Source organism: Thermohalobacter berrensis (assembly GCF_003609645.1).
In the GTDB taxonomy this organism is placed as follows: Bacteria; Bacillota; Clostridia; order Tissierellales; family Thermohalobacteraceae; genus Thermohalobacter; species Thermohalobacter berrensis.
Genome location: NZ_MCIB01000012.1, coordinates 58,698 through 75,693, shown reverse-complemented (window position 1 = coordinate 75,693; position 16,996 = coordinate 58,698). Strand labels below are relative to the sequence as shown.

Here is a 16,996-nt window from a genome sequence, read left to right as displayed (position 1 = left end):
TTATTCATCCTCCCTAAGTTTAATTGCAAAATCTAATATTTTGTCTCCCTTTACTAACCCATAGTCTACAGGATTTATTACATCTACTTTTTTGCCATGTTTGTCCCCTAACTTTTGTAGCTGATTTTTCTTATATTTTACTTGTGGTCCTAATAGGACAACATCATAATCCTGTATAACGTTTTCAATTTCATCTACAGAAACAGCTTCAATAGTCACATCCATATTTCTAGTTTCAGCAGCCTTTTTCATTTTTTCAACTATTAGACTAGTAGACATTCCTGCTGCACAACATAATAATATTTTCATATTAAAACCTCCTTTATTTTTTAGACAATTTTTAGATTAATAGACTTTAAAATTTTGAAAACATTTTCTTATGTAAAACTACACCTCCTATGTGTAACTGTTTTCACTAAATATATAATTCAAATTTCGTGCCAACTTTTCAATTTTAGAAAAATTTTTTTAGCATACCTGTAATTGTGTATTTTACTTAAGTAAAGAATTTAATAATAAATAAAAATAGTGTGCAAAATATTCGCACACTATTTAACTCAAAAAATCTTTTTGCACACTTTACACTCTTTAATTAAATTTTACACTATTCTCTATAATTGTCCTTACAATATAACAGATTTCATCAGTAATAATTTCTACATTAAATATATTTTCTAAACTTTTTATATGTCTTTCTACAATATTGTATTCCCTACTGTATTTCTTAAATAACTCTTCTTTGTTTTTATAGACTATTTGAGCTTTTCCTTCCTTTATTTTTTCAAGCATAAAACACATATGTAGTATTATACCAATTAAAACATCCCTTGATAAAACAATACTTAAATCATTCTGAATATCAGTTAATATTTTTCTTATATGTGAAACTGCTATACTAGAATCTATATTTTCTAAATGACATCCTAAAGATTTCCCGATTTTCTCATAAATAATTTCATTGTCTATTATTTCCCTTAATCTTTCTATGCCATTACCTGCTATGATTTCGTGGGCAGATATAAATGGAATATCTGGAATGTCAATATCTATTGTTCCTACTATTGATAATATTTCATTATCTTTTTTCAAATGTTCTAATCTTTCAAGAAATTCCTTCCTATCTAAAAGAGTAAGAGGAATAATTTTGACATCTTCTTCAATATTTAATTTCTCCTTTAATATATTTTTAAGCCTTTCAGCAGCTCCCTCTCCTGTAAAACATGCAGTTACTATTACATTCTTTTTCTCAACACATACATCTTTTACTCTACTTGATTTTTTCCTTAAATATGGATTTGTGTTTATACATGAATTATAAATTTCCTTTAAACTTCTCCCCATTACAGCCTTTCTACATGCCTCTATTACCAAAAGAGTACTTACCATTTCTATAGTTATAACCTTTACACCAGTATCTTCATATAACATATCACCAAAGTTTGTTAATGACCCCATGTCTACCATTAATAAGACACCTTTTCCATTATCTATTTCTATAACTTTTTCTTTTGCACTATTATATAATTCTTCAGGTGAAGCATTTAATGGCATATCTAAGGCCTTTGCATGTTCCTCTCCAACCAATCTATTAGCAACTTCTACCATGCTAGAAGCTGTAGAGTTCCCATGCATAATAACTAACACACCTACTCTATCATCCTTAGTAAGATTTTCTTCATCATACTTGTCAGCAGCTAAAAACATGGTTATATATCCTATTTCATCTAAGGGAAGTTCTATATCTAATTTAGATTCTATAATTTTGGCTAATTCCATTGAAACTAAAAACTCGTCAGAATAATTTAATCTAATAAAATTTAATTTAGGATTAAATATTTTATGCCCTTCCTTAATTCTCTGAACAGTAGAGTTTAAATGTAGAGCTAAACTATAATATATTTTTTCGTTATATTCTTTATTTAACTTTTTCTGTGCTTTTTCTAGAATTTCCTCAACAATATTTAAAATTTCTCCATCTACTATTTTTGAGATTTCATCTCTTCTTAATTTATTAGTTATATCTCCCATATACTTTTTAAAGTAATTTTCTATATTTATATTTACTATTTCACTTATTTCATGTTCTTGTATTCCTATATTTTTAAGGGTATTTACTTTATTTTCTATAACATCATAAAAATTATCTTTATTATAATGATCATGGGAACTAATTTTATTTTCCTCTTCATTATAGAAAAACCTTAAAATCTCCCCTTTAGAACCTAGTATTGATTCTACCTCTTTTCTTGAATCCTTTATCTTCATAATTCCCTTTTTAGCATATTGAGGTAAATCCTTACATGTTACAAGTATATAATCTCTATTTTGGGATTTATAATTTAAAAAAGCTTTAGCACATGCCAGTTTTATATCTCCCTTTAGTTGACCTATATTATTAGGACAGTCATATAATAATAAAGATATTAAGCATTTTTTATCAACATATATACTCATTCCTATCCGTTTCGACTCTTCTTTAAAAAATTCCTCAATAAGCTGAAGTCTTTCCTTTAGACTTCTCTCTTCAAGTGATGGTAAATTTATAATCATAGGAATTCTTCTAGTAAAGGTTTTTAAAAGGTAAGATTGTGGATTTTCAGTAGTAGCTGATATTATTAAGACCTTTGAGTAAATTACATTTTCAGTATCTCCAAGTCTTCTAAAAAAACCTTTGTCTATGTAAGTAAATAACATTTCTTGCCCTACTGGTGGAAGTCTATGAACCTCATCTAGAAATAATATTCCGCCATCTGCCTTTTTAAGAAGTCCATCTTTATCCTTATCTGCACCAGTATAGGCACCTTTTTTCACTCCAAAGAGTTGTCCCAAAAGAAGCTGAGGATTATCAGCGTAATCAGCACAATTAAAAGATACAAAGGGGGCATCCTTATATATTACTTCCGACTCCTTAGCAAAATCATACATTAATTCAGCAAACATAGTTTTTCCTACACCAGTTTCCCCTAATATAAGGGTGTGAAGTCCATTTGGAGGATAAAGAATTGCTGCTTTAGCTTGCTGTATAGGAATATTTAGACTTTCATTTGAACCTATAACTTTTTGAAATATATTAACTTTATTCTGATTATCTCCTACATTAGTCCTTTCCTCTTTCGGTTTATATAATACTGGCCTTCCTTGTATTTTTTCTACTTTTCCTTCTTTATAAAGCTGATTAAGATATCTACTTATACTGGATCTATGTAAATTTAAATGATCACTTAACTGTATAGCAGTAACTCCCTCATTATTTGCTTTATTAAATATATCTATTAGTCCTTTATATACTTCATCTACTTTTTTCATTACAAACCCAACCCCCTAATACAACTGTTTGTCTATATTTTATCATAAATTTAAATAAAACAAGTTTTAGTTTCCCTTATCTTTTCCGTTGTTGAGGGATTCGTAATCCCTCAACCTGGCAACGCACATTGAAATGTGCTCTACGTTTTTTATTTTTTCTATTTTTAGTTTTTAATCTTTTCCAATTATAAATAGTAAATTGTAGTTATTGGTCCGTTTATTTTGATTATGAATTTTTTTAATTTTGCAAATAAACTATAAAAGTTCTGAATAACAACAAAATCTAATATAGTTTTTATCTATAATAGTAAAAATTAACCAATTTATATATTATAATCAAGTTGAACTATTTGATAAGGAGGAATTATTATGGCTGACTACAGAGAATTATGGAAATCATTAGATATGGATTTAGAAAAGCATGATAAGTTATGTGAAGTACTACCTGAGTTTTATGAAGATGTATATTTATCTCAAAAAAACCGTCCAGAGGGTATGAATTACTATAACTTTGTAATTTCAGAAGTACATGGATTAAGAATTAAAGAATTAGATGATCATAAGCAAAATGGTGGTAAGGTATTAGGAACCTTCTGTGTATTTGTCCCTGATGAAATAATATTTTCTGCAGATGCTATAGGAGTTGGACTATGTGGTGGTTCAGACTTCTGGGTTCCTGATGGAGAAAAGGTTCTACCTAGAAATATATGTCCATTAATTAAAGCTTCAGTTGGTGCTAAAATAAGTGGAACCTGTCCATATTTCCAATCAGCTGATATGCTTGTTGGGGAAACAACATGTGATGGTAAGAAAAAAGCTTGGGAAATATTAAATGACTATACACCTATACATGTTATGGACCTACCTCAAATGAAAAGAGAAAATGATAAAAAACATTGGAAAGATGAAATAAAGCTATTTATGGACAAAGTAGAAGAGCTTACTGGAAACAAGATAACAGAAGAAAGACTAAATAATGCAATAAAACTTATAAACAGAAAAAGACGAGTTCTTCAAAGATTATATAATACAAGAAAGGCTGATAAACTACCTATAAGTGGTAAAGATGCCCTGCTAATTACACAAATAGCCTTCTATGATGACCTAGAAAGGTTTATACAAAAAACAGAAGAATTATGTGATGAATTAGAAAGAAGAATAGAAAAAGGTGTAGGGGTATTCCCTGAAAATACACCAAGGATATTAGTTACAGGTACTCCAATGGCAATACCTAACTGGAAAATCCATCATTTAATCGAAACAAGTGGTGGTTCAGTAGTATGTGAAGAAACTTGTACTGGAACTAGATATTTTGAAAACACTGTTAAAGAAAATAACAAAACTTTAGATGAACAAATAGATGCATTAACAGATAGATATTTAAATATAAACTGTGCATGCTTTACTCCAAATGAAGGAAGAATAGATGATATTATTAGGTTATATAAAGAGTATAATGCTGATGGTGTAATATATAATACCCTTTCATTCTGTCATACATATTCTGTAGAGTATAAAAAAGTAAAAGAAGCCCTAGATAAAGAGGGAATACCTGTTATGATGATAGAAAGTGACTATTCTCTACAGGATTCTGGTCAAATAAAGACAAGGTTAGAGGCATTTTTTGAAATGTTAAAGGAGAGAAAGTCTGCTTATGCAAAATAACACGTATATACTCTTTCCCTCACATACAGATGGATTGTCCCTTGAAAAATTATTAAAGGAAAAAAAGATAAAATATACCATTGTTCCAACACCTAGACAATTAAGCAAATGTTGCGGTATTTCTATAAAAATAAATCCTAATGATAAAGAAAAGGTTGAAGAATTATTAATAAAAAACCCTAACATAAAAATTGAGGGAATATATACACTTGAAAAGAAAACAAAAAAATTCTTTGTATAGGAGGTACAGTTTTGTACACAATAGGCATAGATACCGGCTCTGTAGCTACTAAAGGTGTTCTCTTTAATGGCAATATAATAAAAAAAGTTATTATCCCAACTGGATGGAGCCCAAAAAATGCAAGTAAACAAGTATATACTCTCCTTTTAGAAGATAATAATGTTGATAAAAATAAAGTGAAAAAGGTTGTAGGAACTGGCTATGGAAGGGTTTCTATGGTCTTTGCAGATAAAACTGTAACAGAAATAACCTGCCACGCAAAGGGTGCTTATTTTATTAATAATAATATCCGTACAATTTTAGATATAGGTGGCCAAGACAGTAAAGTAATAAGCCTTGATGAATATGGTAATGTAAGAGAATTCTTCATGAATGATAAATGTGCTGCAGGAACAGGAAGATTTCTTCAGGTTATGGCAAACCTTCTTGAAGGTGATGTTAATGATTTAGATAAGCTTGCTGAAGGTACAGCACCTAAACAGATTTCGAGTATGTGTACAGTTTTTGCTGAATCAGAAATTGTAAGCTTATTGGCAAATGGTGCATCCAAAGAATCTATAGCTGCAGGAATCATACAATCTATAGCAAATAGAGCCGTAACTCTACTTAGTAAAACAAGTATTAAAGGTGATATTGCTTTTACAGGTGGAGTTGCAAAAAGTAACATACTTAAAAAATATATTGAATCTAAAATTAAGAAAAACATATATACCCCTAATGATACACAAATTATTGGTGCATTAGGGGCAGCAGTTATAGGCTGGAACATGATTGACAAATAAACATTATATGCTATCATAATAGTAACAACAAAATAAAATACCATGGTACTAGGGGAGCTGGAGAGGCCAGCTGAGATTAAGACCCTATGAAGTCTTTGACCCTTGAACCTGACCTGGGTAATACCAGCGTAGGGAAGTACTTATATTAATAGGCTAAGTATAAGCATAAACCTTACTCTGGTTTATGCTTTTTTATTTTCTTCTCCATATTAGGCCCTTCTAGTACCATGTCATATCTTAAGGAGGTTTTAAGATGAAAAATGTATTAACTATTGCAGGCTCAGACAGCAGTGGCGGAGCTGGTATTCAAGCCGACCTAAAAACATTTTCAGCCCATGGAGTATTTGGAATGAGTGTAATTACTGCAGTAACAGCTCAAAATACTCAAGGAGTATTTGCAGTTGAGGATATATCACCTGAATTAATAGCCAAACAAATTGAATCAATATTTGAGGATATTAGGGTTCATGCAGTAAAAATAGGAATGGTATCTAAAATTGAAACAATAAAGACTATTGCTGAAGGACTAAAAAAATATAAACCTGATAATGTAGTCTTAGACCCTGTAATGGTATCAAAAAGTGGTTATCACCTTCTTAAACCTGAGGCAAAGGAGGCTTTAATAAATAAGCTTTTACCCCTTGCAACAATAGTTACACCAAATATACATGAGGCTGAAGTAATAACTGGAATAAAGATTAACTCCCTTAAAGATATGGAAAAGGCAGCTTATTTAATTAAGAATATGGGCCCGAAATATGTACTTGTAAAGGGTGGACATCTAGAGGAAAATGCAACCGATTTATTATTCGATGGTAATAATATTGAAACCTTAACAACTAAAAAAATAAATACCAAAAACACCCATGGTACAGGGTGTACCCTTTCATCAGCAATAGCCTCAAATCTTGCCAATGGTTACTCTATCCATGAAGCAGTAAAGCTATCTAAGGAATACATTACCACAGCAATAGAAAACTCTTTAGATATAGGTAAAGGAGTAGGCCCTACCCATCACTTTTATACCCTTTATAAAAGGTCAGGGGTAATTAATGAATAAAAAGAAAATTGATTATAGCCTATATTTAGTTACAGATAGGAAAGTTCTTAGAGGTAAGGATTTCTTTAAAAGTATTGAATCAGCAATTAAAGGTGGAGTAACTCTTATTCAATTAAGGGAGAAAAATTTAACTTCAAAGGAGTTTTATGAAACATCAGTAAAGGTAAGAGAAATAACTAAAAAGTATAATATTCCACTTATAATAAACGATAGGCTTGATATTGCCCTGGCAGTTGATGCAGATGGACTTCATATTGGAAATAATGACCTACCCGTTGAAGTTGCAAGAAAACTCCTAGGACCAGATAAAATATTAGGCTATACAGCCTGTAATCTAAAAAGAGCAAAAGATGGTGAAAGTAAAGGGGCTGATTATCTGGGAGTAGGCTCAGTTTTTCCCACAACTACTAAAGATAATCCCGTTAGGATTACAATTGAAGAATTAGCTAAAATCAAGAAAACAGTAAATATTCCAGTTGTAGCTATAGGTGGTATAAATGAAGAGAATGTAAGTAAAGTTATAGATGCTAATGTTGATGGTGTTGCAGTTGTATCGGCTATTTTAGGTAAGGATGATATTTATAATGCAAGTAGGATACTTAAGGATAAGGTTATAAAAGGTAGATAGTAAACTGTAAAAGTTTCCCAAAACTGAAACGCGAACCGGGTTCGCGTTTCAGTTTTACTACCAACAATCAATGAAATAATCCTCTAATTCACTTTTTGACTTTCTAACAGTTCTATTATCACATTGATTTAATCCTTCCAATTGTTTCTTTATCTTTTCTTGTGCTTGTTCTAATTTTCTAAACTCTCTACAAATCACTTTTTATTCTTTCCTTAGATCATTTAATTTACTGATTATCAAATTTAACTTCTCATTAATCATATTACTAAATTCCATAATAACATCCCCCTAGTATCTATTACTTTAATCACTAATTATTCGAATATATATCTCTAGATTCCTAAAAAAGGTCTTAAATGACACATCCTGACCTAAAATTAAATAATTATACACTACATCCCTTCCTATTACATCAACAGCTTCTTTTATTTGTTTCTCTGTTACATTTATCTCCTTTCCATACCTAGCCTTTAAATCTCTTTCTACTAATTCTCTCAAATATTCCATTTCTCAACCTCCAATATAACACATGTATACTATATGATATGACAATCCTCTTTTTGTAGCATAGACGGCATAAATATAGCTACTATGCTAATATTAAATAAGAGGTGATTAGATGAAATTTTCTTCAAGATTAAAATTATTAAGAGAAGAAAAAGGTTTACGTCAAGAAGATCTAGCTAAAATTCTCAATATAAGTAGACAGTCTATAAGTAATTACGAAAAAGGTGTCAGATTTCCTAATGATGAAGAGTTAATTAAAAAGTTAGCTAAATTTTTTAATGTTTCTATAGATTATTTATTAGGTGCTAGTAATATTAGAAGCAATTACATGTACATAGATGATACTAGAACTAGAGAAAGTGCTTCTTCTTATGATGTAGATAAAAAAACTGCTTTAGAAAACTTGTTTTACGAAGTAGATACATTATCAGTGAATACAATACAGAGAATTACTCAAGTTATTAGGATATTTAAAGATGAAATTAATAGTTAGATATGCAATCGTATTCTCTAGACTCTTTAATGTTAAAACTTGTTGCGTGGAGTTCAAAAAATATATTACCATATTTGTTACAAATTTTCTACATTTTTATCGAAATTCCTTCTTAATTATAACAAAATTTTTGAAAATATAGAAAAAAATAAAATGCGAACTTAGCTCGCATTTTATTTTAAATTAGTTTGCCATATTCTTTTATAATTTCTTCAATATCAGTCAAGTTTTTATCAATAACTTCAAATACTAAGTCTAAATTTATATCAATATAGTCATGAACTAATATATTTCTAAATCCTATTATTTTTATAAACACATCTCTTAACTCTTCACCAATATACTTATTCTCATATAAAATTTTAGGTATATCACTATAGTATTCAACCTTTCCTAAATTCTCATCTGCAATTATATGGTTTCCAATATCCATTAAAGCCTCAATCGCCAAATGTAAAAACCTCTCAGAACTCCCATAAACTTTAGGATCACTTTTAAACTCCTTCAAATTATATTCATTTTTAATTTGTTTTAAGAAATCCAAGTATTCTTGGGCTTTTTGTATCCTTCTTATAATTACATTTCTATTTACCATTTAATAGTCTCTCCTTAAAATACTTATTTTGTACTTCTAGGAAGGGGTTAAAATCTAAATATCTACGAATTACAGATGAAAAATAAGAATTTGAATCAAAATTATCCTTTTTATATATTAATTTATTATGCTTTACTATTTCATATTTCATTAAAATTGGGGCTTCATTAAGAATAACTAAATCAACTTTACAAAAACCTATCTCTGCCATTTCTGATAATATATCTAACTTAATCTTTTTGTCATATTTATCTTTAAGTAGTATTCCTAAATCAATATCACTAAATCTATTCTCCTTATTATCCGCATATGACCCAAATAGGTATACAGCCTTGACATCGTCAAAATCTGAAAAAACCCTTTTTATTTTCTCTAAACTCTTATCAGATAGCATGATAAAGCCCCCTAAATAAATGTAAATTTTAATATTTCACATTAGCTATTATTTCCTCTTCAACCTTTTTAATATCAGGAACATAGCTTTTTAGTAACTTCATTTTACCTTTAAATTCATATTTACCTAGACTTGCGGGAATAAGAATACTATCTCCCTTTTCTATTTTCTCATTACCATTATTATATATAATCTCACCATTTCCATCTACACAAGTAAATATGTAAAACCTTTCTATGTCACTCTCTTCATTAAAGCCTTCTTCAACATCATATAGTTCTAAAGAAAAGTCTTTACATAGGCAATAATAGATCTTAGTGTAACCTTCTTTTTTAACAGTAATCCCTTCTGCTTTTTTTCCTTCAAGGTTTAAATCAATTACATCTAATGCTTTATCAATATGTAATTCTCTACCCCTTCCATAATCATATACCCTATATGTAGTATCACTATTTTGCTGTATTTCTGCTATAATAACACCTTCTCCAATAGCATGGACAAGTCCACTTTTTACAAAATAGACATCCCCTTTTTTAACAGGAATTCTATTTGTATATTTATCCAATTCTTCATTTTCAATAGCCCTTTTAAACTCTTCCTTAGTACAATCCTTTGTTCCAACTACAAGGTTTGCACCTTCAAAGGCCTCTACAACATACCATACTTCTGTTTTCCCCATCTCTCCTTCAACTCTTTTAGCATAATCATCATCTGGATGAACCTGAAGAGAAAGCTTGTCCTTTGCGTTTATAAGTTTAACTAAAAGTGGAAACCAATCTGTGGAAATCTTAGTCCCAATTATTTTTTCCCCTTCCTGCTTTATAAGTTCACCAAGCTTCATTCCCTTATATTCTCCATTTTTAACAACACTTGTTCCATTAGGATGACAAGCAACATCCCAACTCTCTCCTATATTTCCTTCCGGAAGGTTATCCCTAAATAACTCTAGATCCCTTCCTCCCCATACCTTTTTTACATATATATTTTCAAATTTAAGTGGATACATTAAATTTCCTCCTCTACTATATTAAATCTTCTATGAATAGGTTGTTTTTTTCTTTTTTACGTAATTTTCTTTTTAATTATACCATAGCTTTTGTAATTTTTCCCAAAAGAAAAACGCGAACTAAGTTCGCGTTTCATTCTATTCATAATAGCCATGATATATATTTGCTCCCCATATACCGGTAACATATTCATGTATAGTTCTATCACTTGAAAATATCCCTGAACAACCTATATTAATTATAGACATTTCTCTCCATCTATTCTGGTCTTTATATAGTTTGTCAACCTTTTGTTGTGCCTTAACATATGAATCGAAATCCTTTAGTACAAAGAATTGGTCATTATGTTTTAATAATGAATCTATTATTATGGAAAATTCTCCATCCTTTACATTTAAAAATTTTCCATTTATTTGGTCTAATATAGTCTTTATTCTCTTATCATTCTTATATATTTCACAAGAATTGTATGTCCCACTTCTGTATAGCTCTATAACTTCCTTTTCTTTTAGCCCAAATATTACAATATTATTATCACTAACAGCATTCCTTATGTCTATATTTGCCCCATCTAGGGTAGCTACAGTAATTGCTCCATTCATCATAAATTTCATATTTCCAGTCCCCGATGCTTCCTTAGTCGTAGTAGATACCTGTTCACTTACATTAGCAGCAGGTATTAATTTTTCTGCCAGTGATACTCCATAGTTTTCTAAAAAGACAACCTTTAATTTATCTTTAATCCTTTTATCATTATTTATTTTTTCTGCTACAGTATTTATAAGCTTTATAATCTTTTTAGCAGTATAATATGCAGGTGCGGCCTTTCCTGCAAAAATAAATGTTCTAGGATGGATGTCCAAGTTAGGATTTTTCCTTAGCCTATTATATAAGTGCATTATATATAGGACAACCAATAGCTGCCTTTTATATTCATGTATTCTTTTAGCATGTACATCAAATATACTATTTGGGTCTACATCTATTCCATAATCATTCTTTATCATATCTGCCAATCTTACCTTGTTTTCCTGCTTTATTTTATATACCTCTTCCTGAAATGCTGGATCATCCTTATACCTTAAAATTTCCCTTATATTTGTTGGTGACTTAATCCAACTATCACCTATTTTTTCAGTTATTAAATTAGTCAATTTAGGATTTGCCTTTATAAACCATCTTCTATGAGTAATACCATTTGTTTTGTTATTAAATTTATATGGATAATAATCGAAGAAATCCTTTAGTTCCTGCTTTTTAAGTATTTCTGTATGAAGCTTTGCCACACCATTTACACTATGGCTTCCAACGATTGCAAGGTGGGCCATTCTAATTTGATTATGGGCTATAATAGCCATTTCACTTATCTTTTGAAAATCTCCATAGTATTTAGTGTTCCAAAGCTCTTTACAAAATCTTTCATTTATTTCATCTACTATCATGTATATACGTGGAAGAAGCTTCTTGAAAATATTTACATCCCACTTTTCCATGGCTTCTGACATTATAGTATGATTTGTATAGGATATAGTGTTTGTTGTAACCCTCCATGCTTCATCCCAGCCTAGCCCCTCTTCATCCATGAGTATCCTCATAAGTTCAGGTATTGCTAAAGCTGGATGTGTATCATTTATGTGTATAGCTACATAATCATCTAAGTATTCTACAGGCTTATTTAGATGCTTAAATGTCCTCAATATGCTCTGTATTCCTGCAGAAACTAAAAAGTATTCCTGCTTAAGCCTTAATATTTTCCCTGCTTCAAAGGCGTCATTAGGATAAAGTACATGGGTTATGGCTTCTACAGTATTTTTATACTCAAAGGCCTTTGAATAATCCCCTTTACTAAAATTAGCAAAGTCAAATTCCTTTAACGCCTCTGCACTCCACAATCTTAAGGTGTTTACCTGTTTATTTTCATATCCTATAATAGGTGTATCGTAGGGAACAGCTAATACTGATTCATAATTTTCATGTATAAATTTTAATTTTCCATTTTCCCCTTCAACCCTTACGTCTCCACCAAATTTTACTTCTACAGCCTTATTTTCCTTCCTAAGTTCCCAAACATTATCATATTGAAGCCATTTGTCTGGAAACTCTACCTGATAGCCATCTATTATCCTCTGTTCAAAAAGCCCGTAATTATATCTTATTCCACATCCATGGCCAGGAACACCTATTGATGCCATTGAATCCATAAAGCATGCTGCAAGTCTTCCTAGCCCTCCATTTCCTAATCCTTGGTCCTTTTCAACTCCTTCAACATCTTCTAAGCTTATACCAAAATCATCAAGACATTCCTCACATAAATCCTTAATTCCAAGGTTAATTAGGTTGCTTATAAGGAGCTTTCCCATCAGAAATTCCATTGAAAAATAGTATACCTGTTTTTCTTCTTCTTCAATGTATCTTCTATTGGTTTCAACCCAACTGTCGGAAATAAGGTCCCTTATTAAATCTCCAAGGGCATAGTATATATCTAATAATGAGGCTTCTTCTATGGTAACTCCCCTTTCAGACTTAAGCTTTTGTAATAACCTCTTTTTAAAATCTTCTTTATTATATTTCATCCTTAATAATCTATTGACTTATTTTAATTAAGCTACACAGCCTTTGTTAAGTCAACAGATTTCCCCCTTTTATATAGTTTTGCTGTGCATAAGGCTTATAAATAAACTACCCTATTTTTGATGCTGTAAACTTTTTGTTGGTATAGCCGAAGAAGATAATTTTAGGAGGACCGTTTCTTTGACCAAAGAAGATAAACTAGGATGTCCGTTACTTTACCTTAGAAGTGATGCTTTGTGGTCCGTTACTACAAATACAGTTTTTGGTGGTTAGTGGATAGTGGTTAGGTTTGTTGTTGAGGGATTCGTAATCCCTCAACAGTTATAAAAAAAGCTGATGGATTACGAATCCATCAGCAACAGTTAAAACCCTATTTACAATAAGTTTTCTATTTCTTGGATTTCTGGAAATCTACCAGTTTCTTTTTTAGAGTAAATCAAATTGTCGTTGTAGGTCACTTCAAAAACTCCACCTGAAGATGGTACAAGCTCAAAGGACTTAACATCATTTTTGTATTTCTTTAAAATATATTCGGCCAATTCCAAGGCCTTAGGTCTGTAGCCTCAGCTAGTACAATATTCAATTCTAAATTTCATATAGATCCCTCCTAAATTTTATAAAATGTTTCTATATATAATTACCCATTATAGGAAAAAATAATCAAGAAAAAAGCTCTGGAACAACGAACCCGGTTCAGCGTTCCTGGAACAACGAACCCGGTTCAGCGTTCCTTAAATAAAGACTCGATTCCTTTTTCAATTATCTTAATAAATCTAAAAGATTATAATAGTAATACTTTCTATTTCTAAACTTATTATCTGAGAAAATAATATTGTTTCTTTCCAATTCATCCAAATACCTTCTACAAGTAGTATCACTTATACCGGTTATATTAACCATAGTCTTAACATTAAATATAGGTTTTTGATACATTGCATTTATTATTTTTACTATATTATTGCTCTTTACTAATTTCATTGCTACTTCCAAGTCTCTTTCATATAAATTATTAATGTCCTCAATCAGTTTTATATTCCCTTTTGCTTGCTTATTTACACTTTGTAGGAAAAACTTTATCCACTCATTCCATCTTTCATTAAATCTGGTATCATTTAATAGCTTATAATATTTATGTTTGTCCTTCTCTAAAGTCTCACTTATAAAAAAATTAGGACTATCTATCACTTTATAATTATATAAATATAAAGGTATAAGAATACGACCAATCCTACCGTTACCATCTAAAAAAGGATGAATTGTTTCAAATTGTGCATGTATTATGGCAATTCTCACTAGGTGGTTTAAATCATCTTCTGGTTCATTTATATACATTTCTAAATTTGACATATACTCATCTACTAATTGGGGTTCTGGTGGCACAAAAGAAGCAGTTTCTATAGTACAACCTTCTGGGCCAATAAAGCTTTGAATTTTTCTATATTCTCCTGGCTGTCTACTTGAGCCTCTAACTTCACCACTAAAAAGTATTTTATGCAAATCTTTGAATAATCTTGTTGAAATAGGTAAAAACTTCAAAGCCCTTTCTCCATATTTAAGAGCCTCATAATAATTTAGTACCTCTTGTGTATCCTCATTTCTTTCCTTTTCATCTATTTCTGATTCAAGAACTTCATCAAGAGTAACTTGTGTCCCTTCAATTTTAGTTGATTGAACAGCTTCTTGTAGTATTAATGGATTTATGAGAAAGTCAGAATTTATCTTAGAGTTTCTAAGCATTATTTGATATTTACCTACATTTGTACTAGCCTCTACTAATTCATTTACAAACTTCAGTTGATCAATTTTTCCCTCCAAAGGTAATTTTAATGGCTTAAAAGGTTTCATATTATTATCCCATCCTTATTAAAACTTAATTTTCAATCTCTAATAAAATTATAATTTATTTGTTAAAATTAAGCAATTATTTTCAATTTTTTTATTTTTGAAAATATATATATTAATATTTCCATGTTATTTAAATATATACATTGGAACGCCGAACCCGGTTCAGCGTTCCAGCGGTTCAGCGTTCCAGTTGTTGAGGGATTCGTAATCCCTCAACCTTTGTAAAAAAAGCTGATGGATTACGAATCCATCAGCAACAGTTAAAATGCTATTTACAACTTTTCCCAAAACTAAAACTCCAACTGGGTTAGCCTTTCATAGCTATTTCGCTTGTTTAAGTCTGGCAATATCTGCCCAATTGTTGGCTGTAGCTTCCTCAATTCTATAAATATCCTTCTTAATTGCTTCCATATTCCCTTTTATATGAGCTATATCATTTTCCATTTTATCATGATCTGCTTTGTTTACCTGAGATGAATGCTCTAGTGCTTTAACAATTTCATAGGTTTCATCCATTTTAATCTTTAGTTTAGTTGTTTCATCTTTTAAATTACTAACTTCAATTTTTAAGTTATTAACTTCAGTTTTTAAGTGGTTCATTTCACCTTTTACATCGTTAACTTCATCCCTTATATTAGCCATTTCACTTTTTATATTACTCACTTCATCTTTTATAGCATTCACTTCATCTTTTAGGTTAGTTGCCTCATCTTTTATATTAGCTACTTCATCTTTAATATTTTTTATTTCTATCTTTACAGGCCCTAATTCTTCCTTAAACATTTCCCTAATTGCCCTTAACAATTCTTTTTCCATGGGGTTACCACCTCAATATCATTATAACACTTTAAAAAGTGTATTTCATTGTGTTTATCCCAAAATAATTGGAACGATAAACTCACTTTTACATTACATAATTACCAATAGCTTAGTTTCAAAAACATATTTAGTATCTTAACTTGTTCCTGAAACTCCTCGTCACTTAATACTCCATAATATTGTCCCCTTATTCCCCTTGATTCTAAAGTCCAAATAAATGATTTGAAGTGAGGATAGTCATCTATAGAGTTTTTAATTAAAAAGATAAAATCCTGAAGTTTTTTATATTTTAAAGTTTCTTTTTCTCTTTCCTTTTTATACTTATTTAAATCTAATATTAAGCTAAAAGGAAGTATAACTTTATAGCGAAAATCATTTTTATTATTATTAAAATCCTTTATATAATTTCTATAGCTTTCACAAACTATCCTATACATCATATCTCTCCCTAAATATCTTTAACTTACTTTTAAATTCCTTCTTTTTAATCTCAAATAAGTCTTTTCTATTTATCACTTCTTCTATTATTTTATTTATTAATTTTTTATCTGCCTTTTCTATAAGCAAATCTATATCCTGTAAATCCTTTTCTGATAATCTAATTATTTTACTTACAATAATATCTTCTATAGATAAAACATAAATATTTAAGTATTTAAATTGCTCTAATTTTGTCGCTCTACTTTTATACTTAGGAGATATTAATGTACTTTCATACTCAAGCATATCAAATTCCCTTAAATGAACAAATACTTTAGCTAATTTAGACGAATAGTTTAAATCTATGAAATCAAAATCCCTTGTAGCCCTATCACTATATCCAGCCAATATACATGCACAACCCCCAAGTAGATACATATCAAAGGGTTCTATGTCAAATACTTTAGCCACTTTTTCCATTTCATATAGCTTTTCCTCTAGTTGCTTTTTTATATTCATGATTAAACCCCTTGTTACAACTTCTTTAATATATTTTTATTATAACATAGGGTAAACAATAGTAGAACGGTCAATACGATTCGGCGTTGTCCTTTGGCTTTCTAGTTGTTGAGATATTGGAACAACGAACCCGGTTCGGCGTTT

The 16,996-nt window shown here is 30.1% G+C and carries 18 protein-coding genes, 1 pseudogene and 1 riboswitch; of the genes and pseudogenes, 6 read left to right on the top strand and 13 right to left on the bottom strand.

All coding sequences use genetic code 11. The annotated features are described in order from the left end of the window. Complete coding sequence (locus BET03_RS07030; protein ID WP_120168739.1) at positions 1-309, bottom strand: PTS sugar transporter subunit IIB; 309 nt, start codon at positions 307-309, stop codon at positions 1-3. A gap of 279 nt (positions 310-588) precedes the next feature. Then, positions 589-3,306, bottom strand: coding sequence for a sigma-54-dependent transcriptional regulator (locus BET03_RS07025; RefSeq protein ID WP_120168737.1), 2,718 nt, complete (start codon positions 3,304-3,306; stop codon positions 589-591). Between the two features lie 369 nt (positions 3,307-3,675). Between BET03_RS07025 and BET03_RS07020 the strand changes: the two genes are divergently transcribed. The 5 genes from BET03_RS07020 (at position 3,676) to thiE (ending at position 7,682) form a co-directional block, all read left to right on the top strand. Beyond that, positions 3,676-4,971: a double-cubane-cluster-containing anaerobic reductase gene (locus BET03_RS07020; RefSeq protein ID WP_120168735.1), complete on the top strand. Its 1,296-nt coding sequence runs from the start codon at positions 3,676-3,678 to the stop codon at positions 4,969-4,971. Beyond that, positions 4,961-5,212: a putative Se/S carrier protein gene (locus BET03_RS07015; RefSeq protein ID WP_120168733.1), complete on the top strand. Its 252-nt coding sequence runs from the start codon at positions 4,961-4,963 to the stop codon at positions 5,210-5,212. Before BET03_RS07020 ends, BET03_RS07015 begins: the two co-directional genes overlap by 11 nt. A gap of 11 nt (positions 5,213-5,223) precedes the next feature. Continuing rightward, positions 5,224-5,994 carry an acyl-CoA dehydratase activase gene (locus BET03_RS07010; protein WP_120168731.1) on the top strand — a complete coding sequence of 257 codons (771 nt, stop codon included), beginning with the start codon at positions 5,224-5,226 and terminating at the stop codon, positions 5,992-5,994. 40 nt (positions 5,995-6,034) lie between these two features. Further along, positions 6,035-6,146: riboswitch (TPP riboswitch) on the top strand. Between the two features lie 101 nt (positions 6,147-6,247). Then, positions 6,248-7,054, top strand: a complete 807-nt coding sequence (thiD, locus tag BET03_RS07005; RefSeq protein ID WP_120168729.1) for a bifunctional hydroxymethylpyrimidine kinase/phosphomethylpyrimidine kinase — start codon at positions 6,248-6,250, stop codon at positions 7,052-7,054. Continuing rightward, entirely contained in the window at positions 7,047-7,682 is a 636-nt protein-coding gene (gene thiE / locus BET03_RS07000; protein ID WP_120168727.1) for a thiamine phosphate synthase, read from the top strand. Before thiD ends, thiE begins: the two co-directional genes overlap by 8 nt. A 57-nt stretch (positions 7,683-7,739) precedes the next feature. Here the strand turns inward: thiE and BET03_RS13630 are convergent, their stop codons facing one another. Together BET03_RS13630 and BET03_RS06995 are read right to left on the bottom strand one after the other, a co-directional pair. After that, positions 7,740-7,880, bottom strand: coding sequence for a hypothetical protein (locus BET03_RS13630; protein ID WP_183108767.1), 141 nt, complete (start codon positions 7,878-7,880; stop codon positions 7,740-7,742). 105 nt (positions 7,881-7,985) lie between these two features. Then, positions 7,986-8,189 carry a hypothetical protein gene (locus BET03_RS06995; protein WP_120168725.1) on the bottom strand — a complete coding sequence of 68 codons (204 nt, stop codon included), beginning with the start codon at positions 8,187-8,189 and terminating at the stop codon, positions 7,986-7,988. 112 nt (positions 8,190-8,301) lie between these two features. On the opposite strand from BET03_RS06995, the gene BET03_RS06990 reads away from it, so the two are divergent. Then, positions 8,302-8,682, top strand: a complete 381-nt coding sequence (locus tag BET03_RS06990; RefSeq protein WP_120168723.1) for a helix-turn-helix domain-containing protein — start codon at positions 8,302-8,304, stop codon at positions 8,680-8,682. A gap of 178 nt (positions 8,683-8,860) precedes the next feature. On the opposite strand, the gene hepT is transcribed toward BET03_RS06990, so the two are convergent. The 9 genes and pseudogenes from hepT to BET03_RS06945 all read right to left on the bottom strand — a co-directional run bounded on the left by hepT (position 8,861) and on the right by BET03_RS06945 (position 16,852). Next, entirely contained in the window at positions 8,861-9,277 is a 417-nt protein-coding gene (hepT, locus tag BET03_RS06985; protein WP_120168721.1) for a type VII toxin-antitoxin system HepT family RNase toxin, read from the bottom strand. Then, positions 9,267-9,671: a type VII toxin-antitoxin system MntA family adenylyltransferase antitoxin gene (gene mntA / locus BET03_RS06980; protein ID WP_120168719.1), complete on the bottom strand. Its 405-nt coding sequence runs from the start codon at positions 9,669-9,671 to the stop codon at positions 9,267-9,269. Before mntA ends, hepT begins: the two co-directional genes overlap by 11 nt. A gap of 28 nt (positions 9,672-9,699) precedes the next feature. Then, complete coding sequence (locus BET03_RS06975; RefSeq protein ID WP_120168717.1) at positions 9,700-10,677, bottom strand: type I phosphomannose isomerase catalytic subunit; 978 nt, start codon at positions 10,675-10,677, stop codon at positions 9,700-9,702. Positions 10,678-10,815: 138 nt separating this feature from the next. Then, on the bottom strand, positions 10,816-13,251 hold the full coding sequence (locus tag BET03_RS06970) for a glycogen/starch/alpha-glucan phosphorylase (RefSeq protein ID WP_120168715.1): 2,436 nt from the start codon (positions 13,249-13,251) through the stop codon (positions 10,816-10,818). A gap of 372 nt (positions 13,252-13,623) precedes the next feature. Further along, positions 13,624-13,800: pseudogene (locus BET03_RS06965) on the bottom strand (SelT/SelW/SelH family protein); the annotation flags it as partial. Between the two features lie 208 nt (positions 13,801-14,008). Then, complete coding sequence (locus BET03_RS06960) at positions 14,009-15,094, bottom strand: Fic family protein (protein ID WP_120168710.1); 1,086 nt, start codon at positions 15,092-15,094, stop codon at positions 14,009-14,011. A 321-nt stretch (positions 15,095-15,415) separates the two neighbouring features. After that, the gene (locus BET03_RS13825; RefSeq protein WP_120168708.1) at positions 15,416-15,910 is read right to left on the bottom strand and encodes a coiled-coil domain-containing protein; all 495 of its coding nucleotides are present in this window, start codon (positions 15,908-15,910) and stop codon (positions 15,416-15,418) included. A 101-nt stretch (positions 15,911-16,011) separates the two neighbouring features. Further along, positions 16,012-16,350: a hypothetical protein gene (locus BET03_RS06950; protein WP_120168706.1), complete on the bottom strand. Its 339-nt coding sequence runs from the start codon at positions 16,348-16,350 to the stop codon at positions 16,012-16,014. Next, positions 16,343-16,852 (bottom strand): DUF6036 family nucleotidyltransferase, encoded by a 510-nt coding sequence (locus BET03_RS06945; RefSeq protein WP_120168704.1) that lies wholly within the window; start codon positions 16,850-16,852, stop codon positions 16,343-16,345. Before BET03_RS06945 ends, BET03_RS06950 begins: the two co-directional genes overlap by 8 nt. Positions 16,853-16,996 lie beyond the last annotated feature (144 nt).

Excerpts from the sequence above, each read along its gene's own strand:
- BET03_RS07030 (WP_120168739.1), bottom strand. The coding sequence starts at position 309 with ATGAAAATATTATTATGTTGTGCAGCAGGAATGTCTACTAGTCTAATA.
- BET03_RS07025 (WP_120168737.1), bottom strand. The coding sequence starts at position 3,306 with ATGAAAAAAGTAGATGAAGTATATAAAGGACTAATAGATATATTTAAT.
- BET03_RS07020 (WP_120168735.1), top strand. The coding sequence starts at position 3,676 with ATGGCTGACTACAGAGAATTATGGAAATCATTAGATATGGATTTAGAA.
- BET03_RS07015 (WP_120168733.1), top strand. The coding sequence starts at position 4,961 with ATGCAAAATAACACGTATATACTCTTTCCCTCACATACAGATGGATTG.
- thiD (WP_120168729.1), top strand. The coding sequence starts at position 6,248 with ATGAAAAATGTATTAACTATTGCAGGCTCAGACAGCAGTGGCGGAGCT.
- thiE (WP_120168727.1), top strand. The coding sequence starts at position 7,047 with ATGAATAAAAAGAAAATTGATTATAGCCTATATTTAGTTACAGATAGG.
- BET03_RS06995 (WP_120168725.1), bottom strand. The coding sequence starts at position 8,189 with ATGGAATATTTGAGAGAATTAGTAGAAAGAGATTTAAAGGCTAGGTAT.
- BET03_RS06990 (WP_120168723.1), top strand. The coding sequence starts at position 8,302 with ATGAAATTTTCTTCAAGATTAAAATTATTAAGAGAAGAAAAAGGTTTA.
- hepT (WP_120168721.1), bottom strand. The coding sequence starts at position 9,277 with ATGGTAAATAGAAATGTAATTATAAGAAGGATACAAAAAGCCCAAGAA.
- mntA (WP_120168719.1), bottom strand. The coding sequence starts at position 9,671 with ATGCTATCTGATAAGAGTTTAGAGAAAATAAAAAGGGTTTTTTCAGAT.
- BET03_RS06975 (WP_120168717.1), bottom strand. The coding sequence starts at position 10,677 with ATGTATCCACTTAAATTTGAAAATATATATGTAAAAAAGGTATGGGGA.
- BET03_RS06970 (WP_120168715.1), bottom strand. The coding sequence starts at position 13,251 with ATGAAATATAATAAAGAAGATTTTAAAAAGAGGTTATTACAAAAGCTT.
- BET03_RS06960 (WP_120168710.1), bottom strand. The coding sequence starts at position 15,094 with ATGAAACCTTTTAAGCCATTAAAATTACCTTTGGAGGGAAAAATTGAT.
- BET03_RS13825 (WP_120168708.1), bottom strand. The coding sequence starts at position 15,910 with ATGGAAAAAGAATTGTTAAGGGCAATTAGGGAAATGTTTAAGGAAGAA.
- BET03_RS06950 (WP_120168706.1), bottom strand. The coding sequence starts at position 16,350 with ATGTATAGGATAGTTTGTGAAAGCTATAGAAATTATATAAAGGATTTT.
- BET03_RS06945 (WP_120168704.1), bottom strand. The coding sequence starts at position 16,852 with ATGAATATAAAAAAGCAACTAGAGGAAAAGCTATATGAAATGGAAAAA.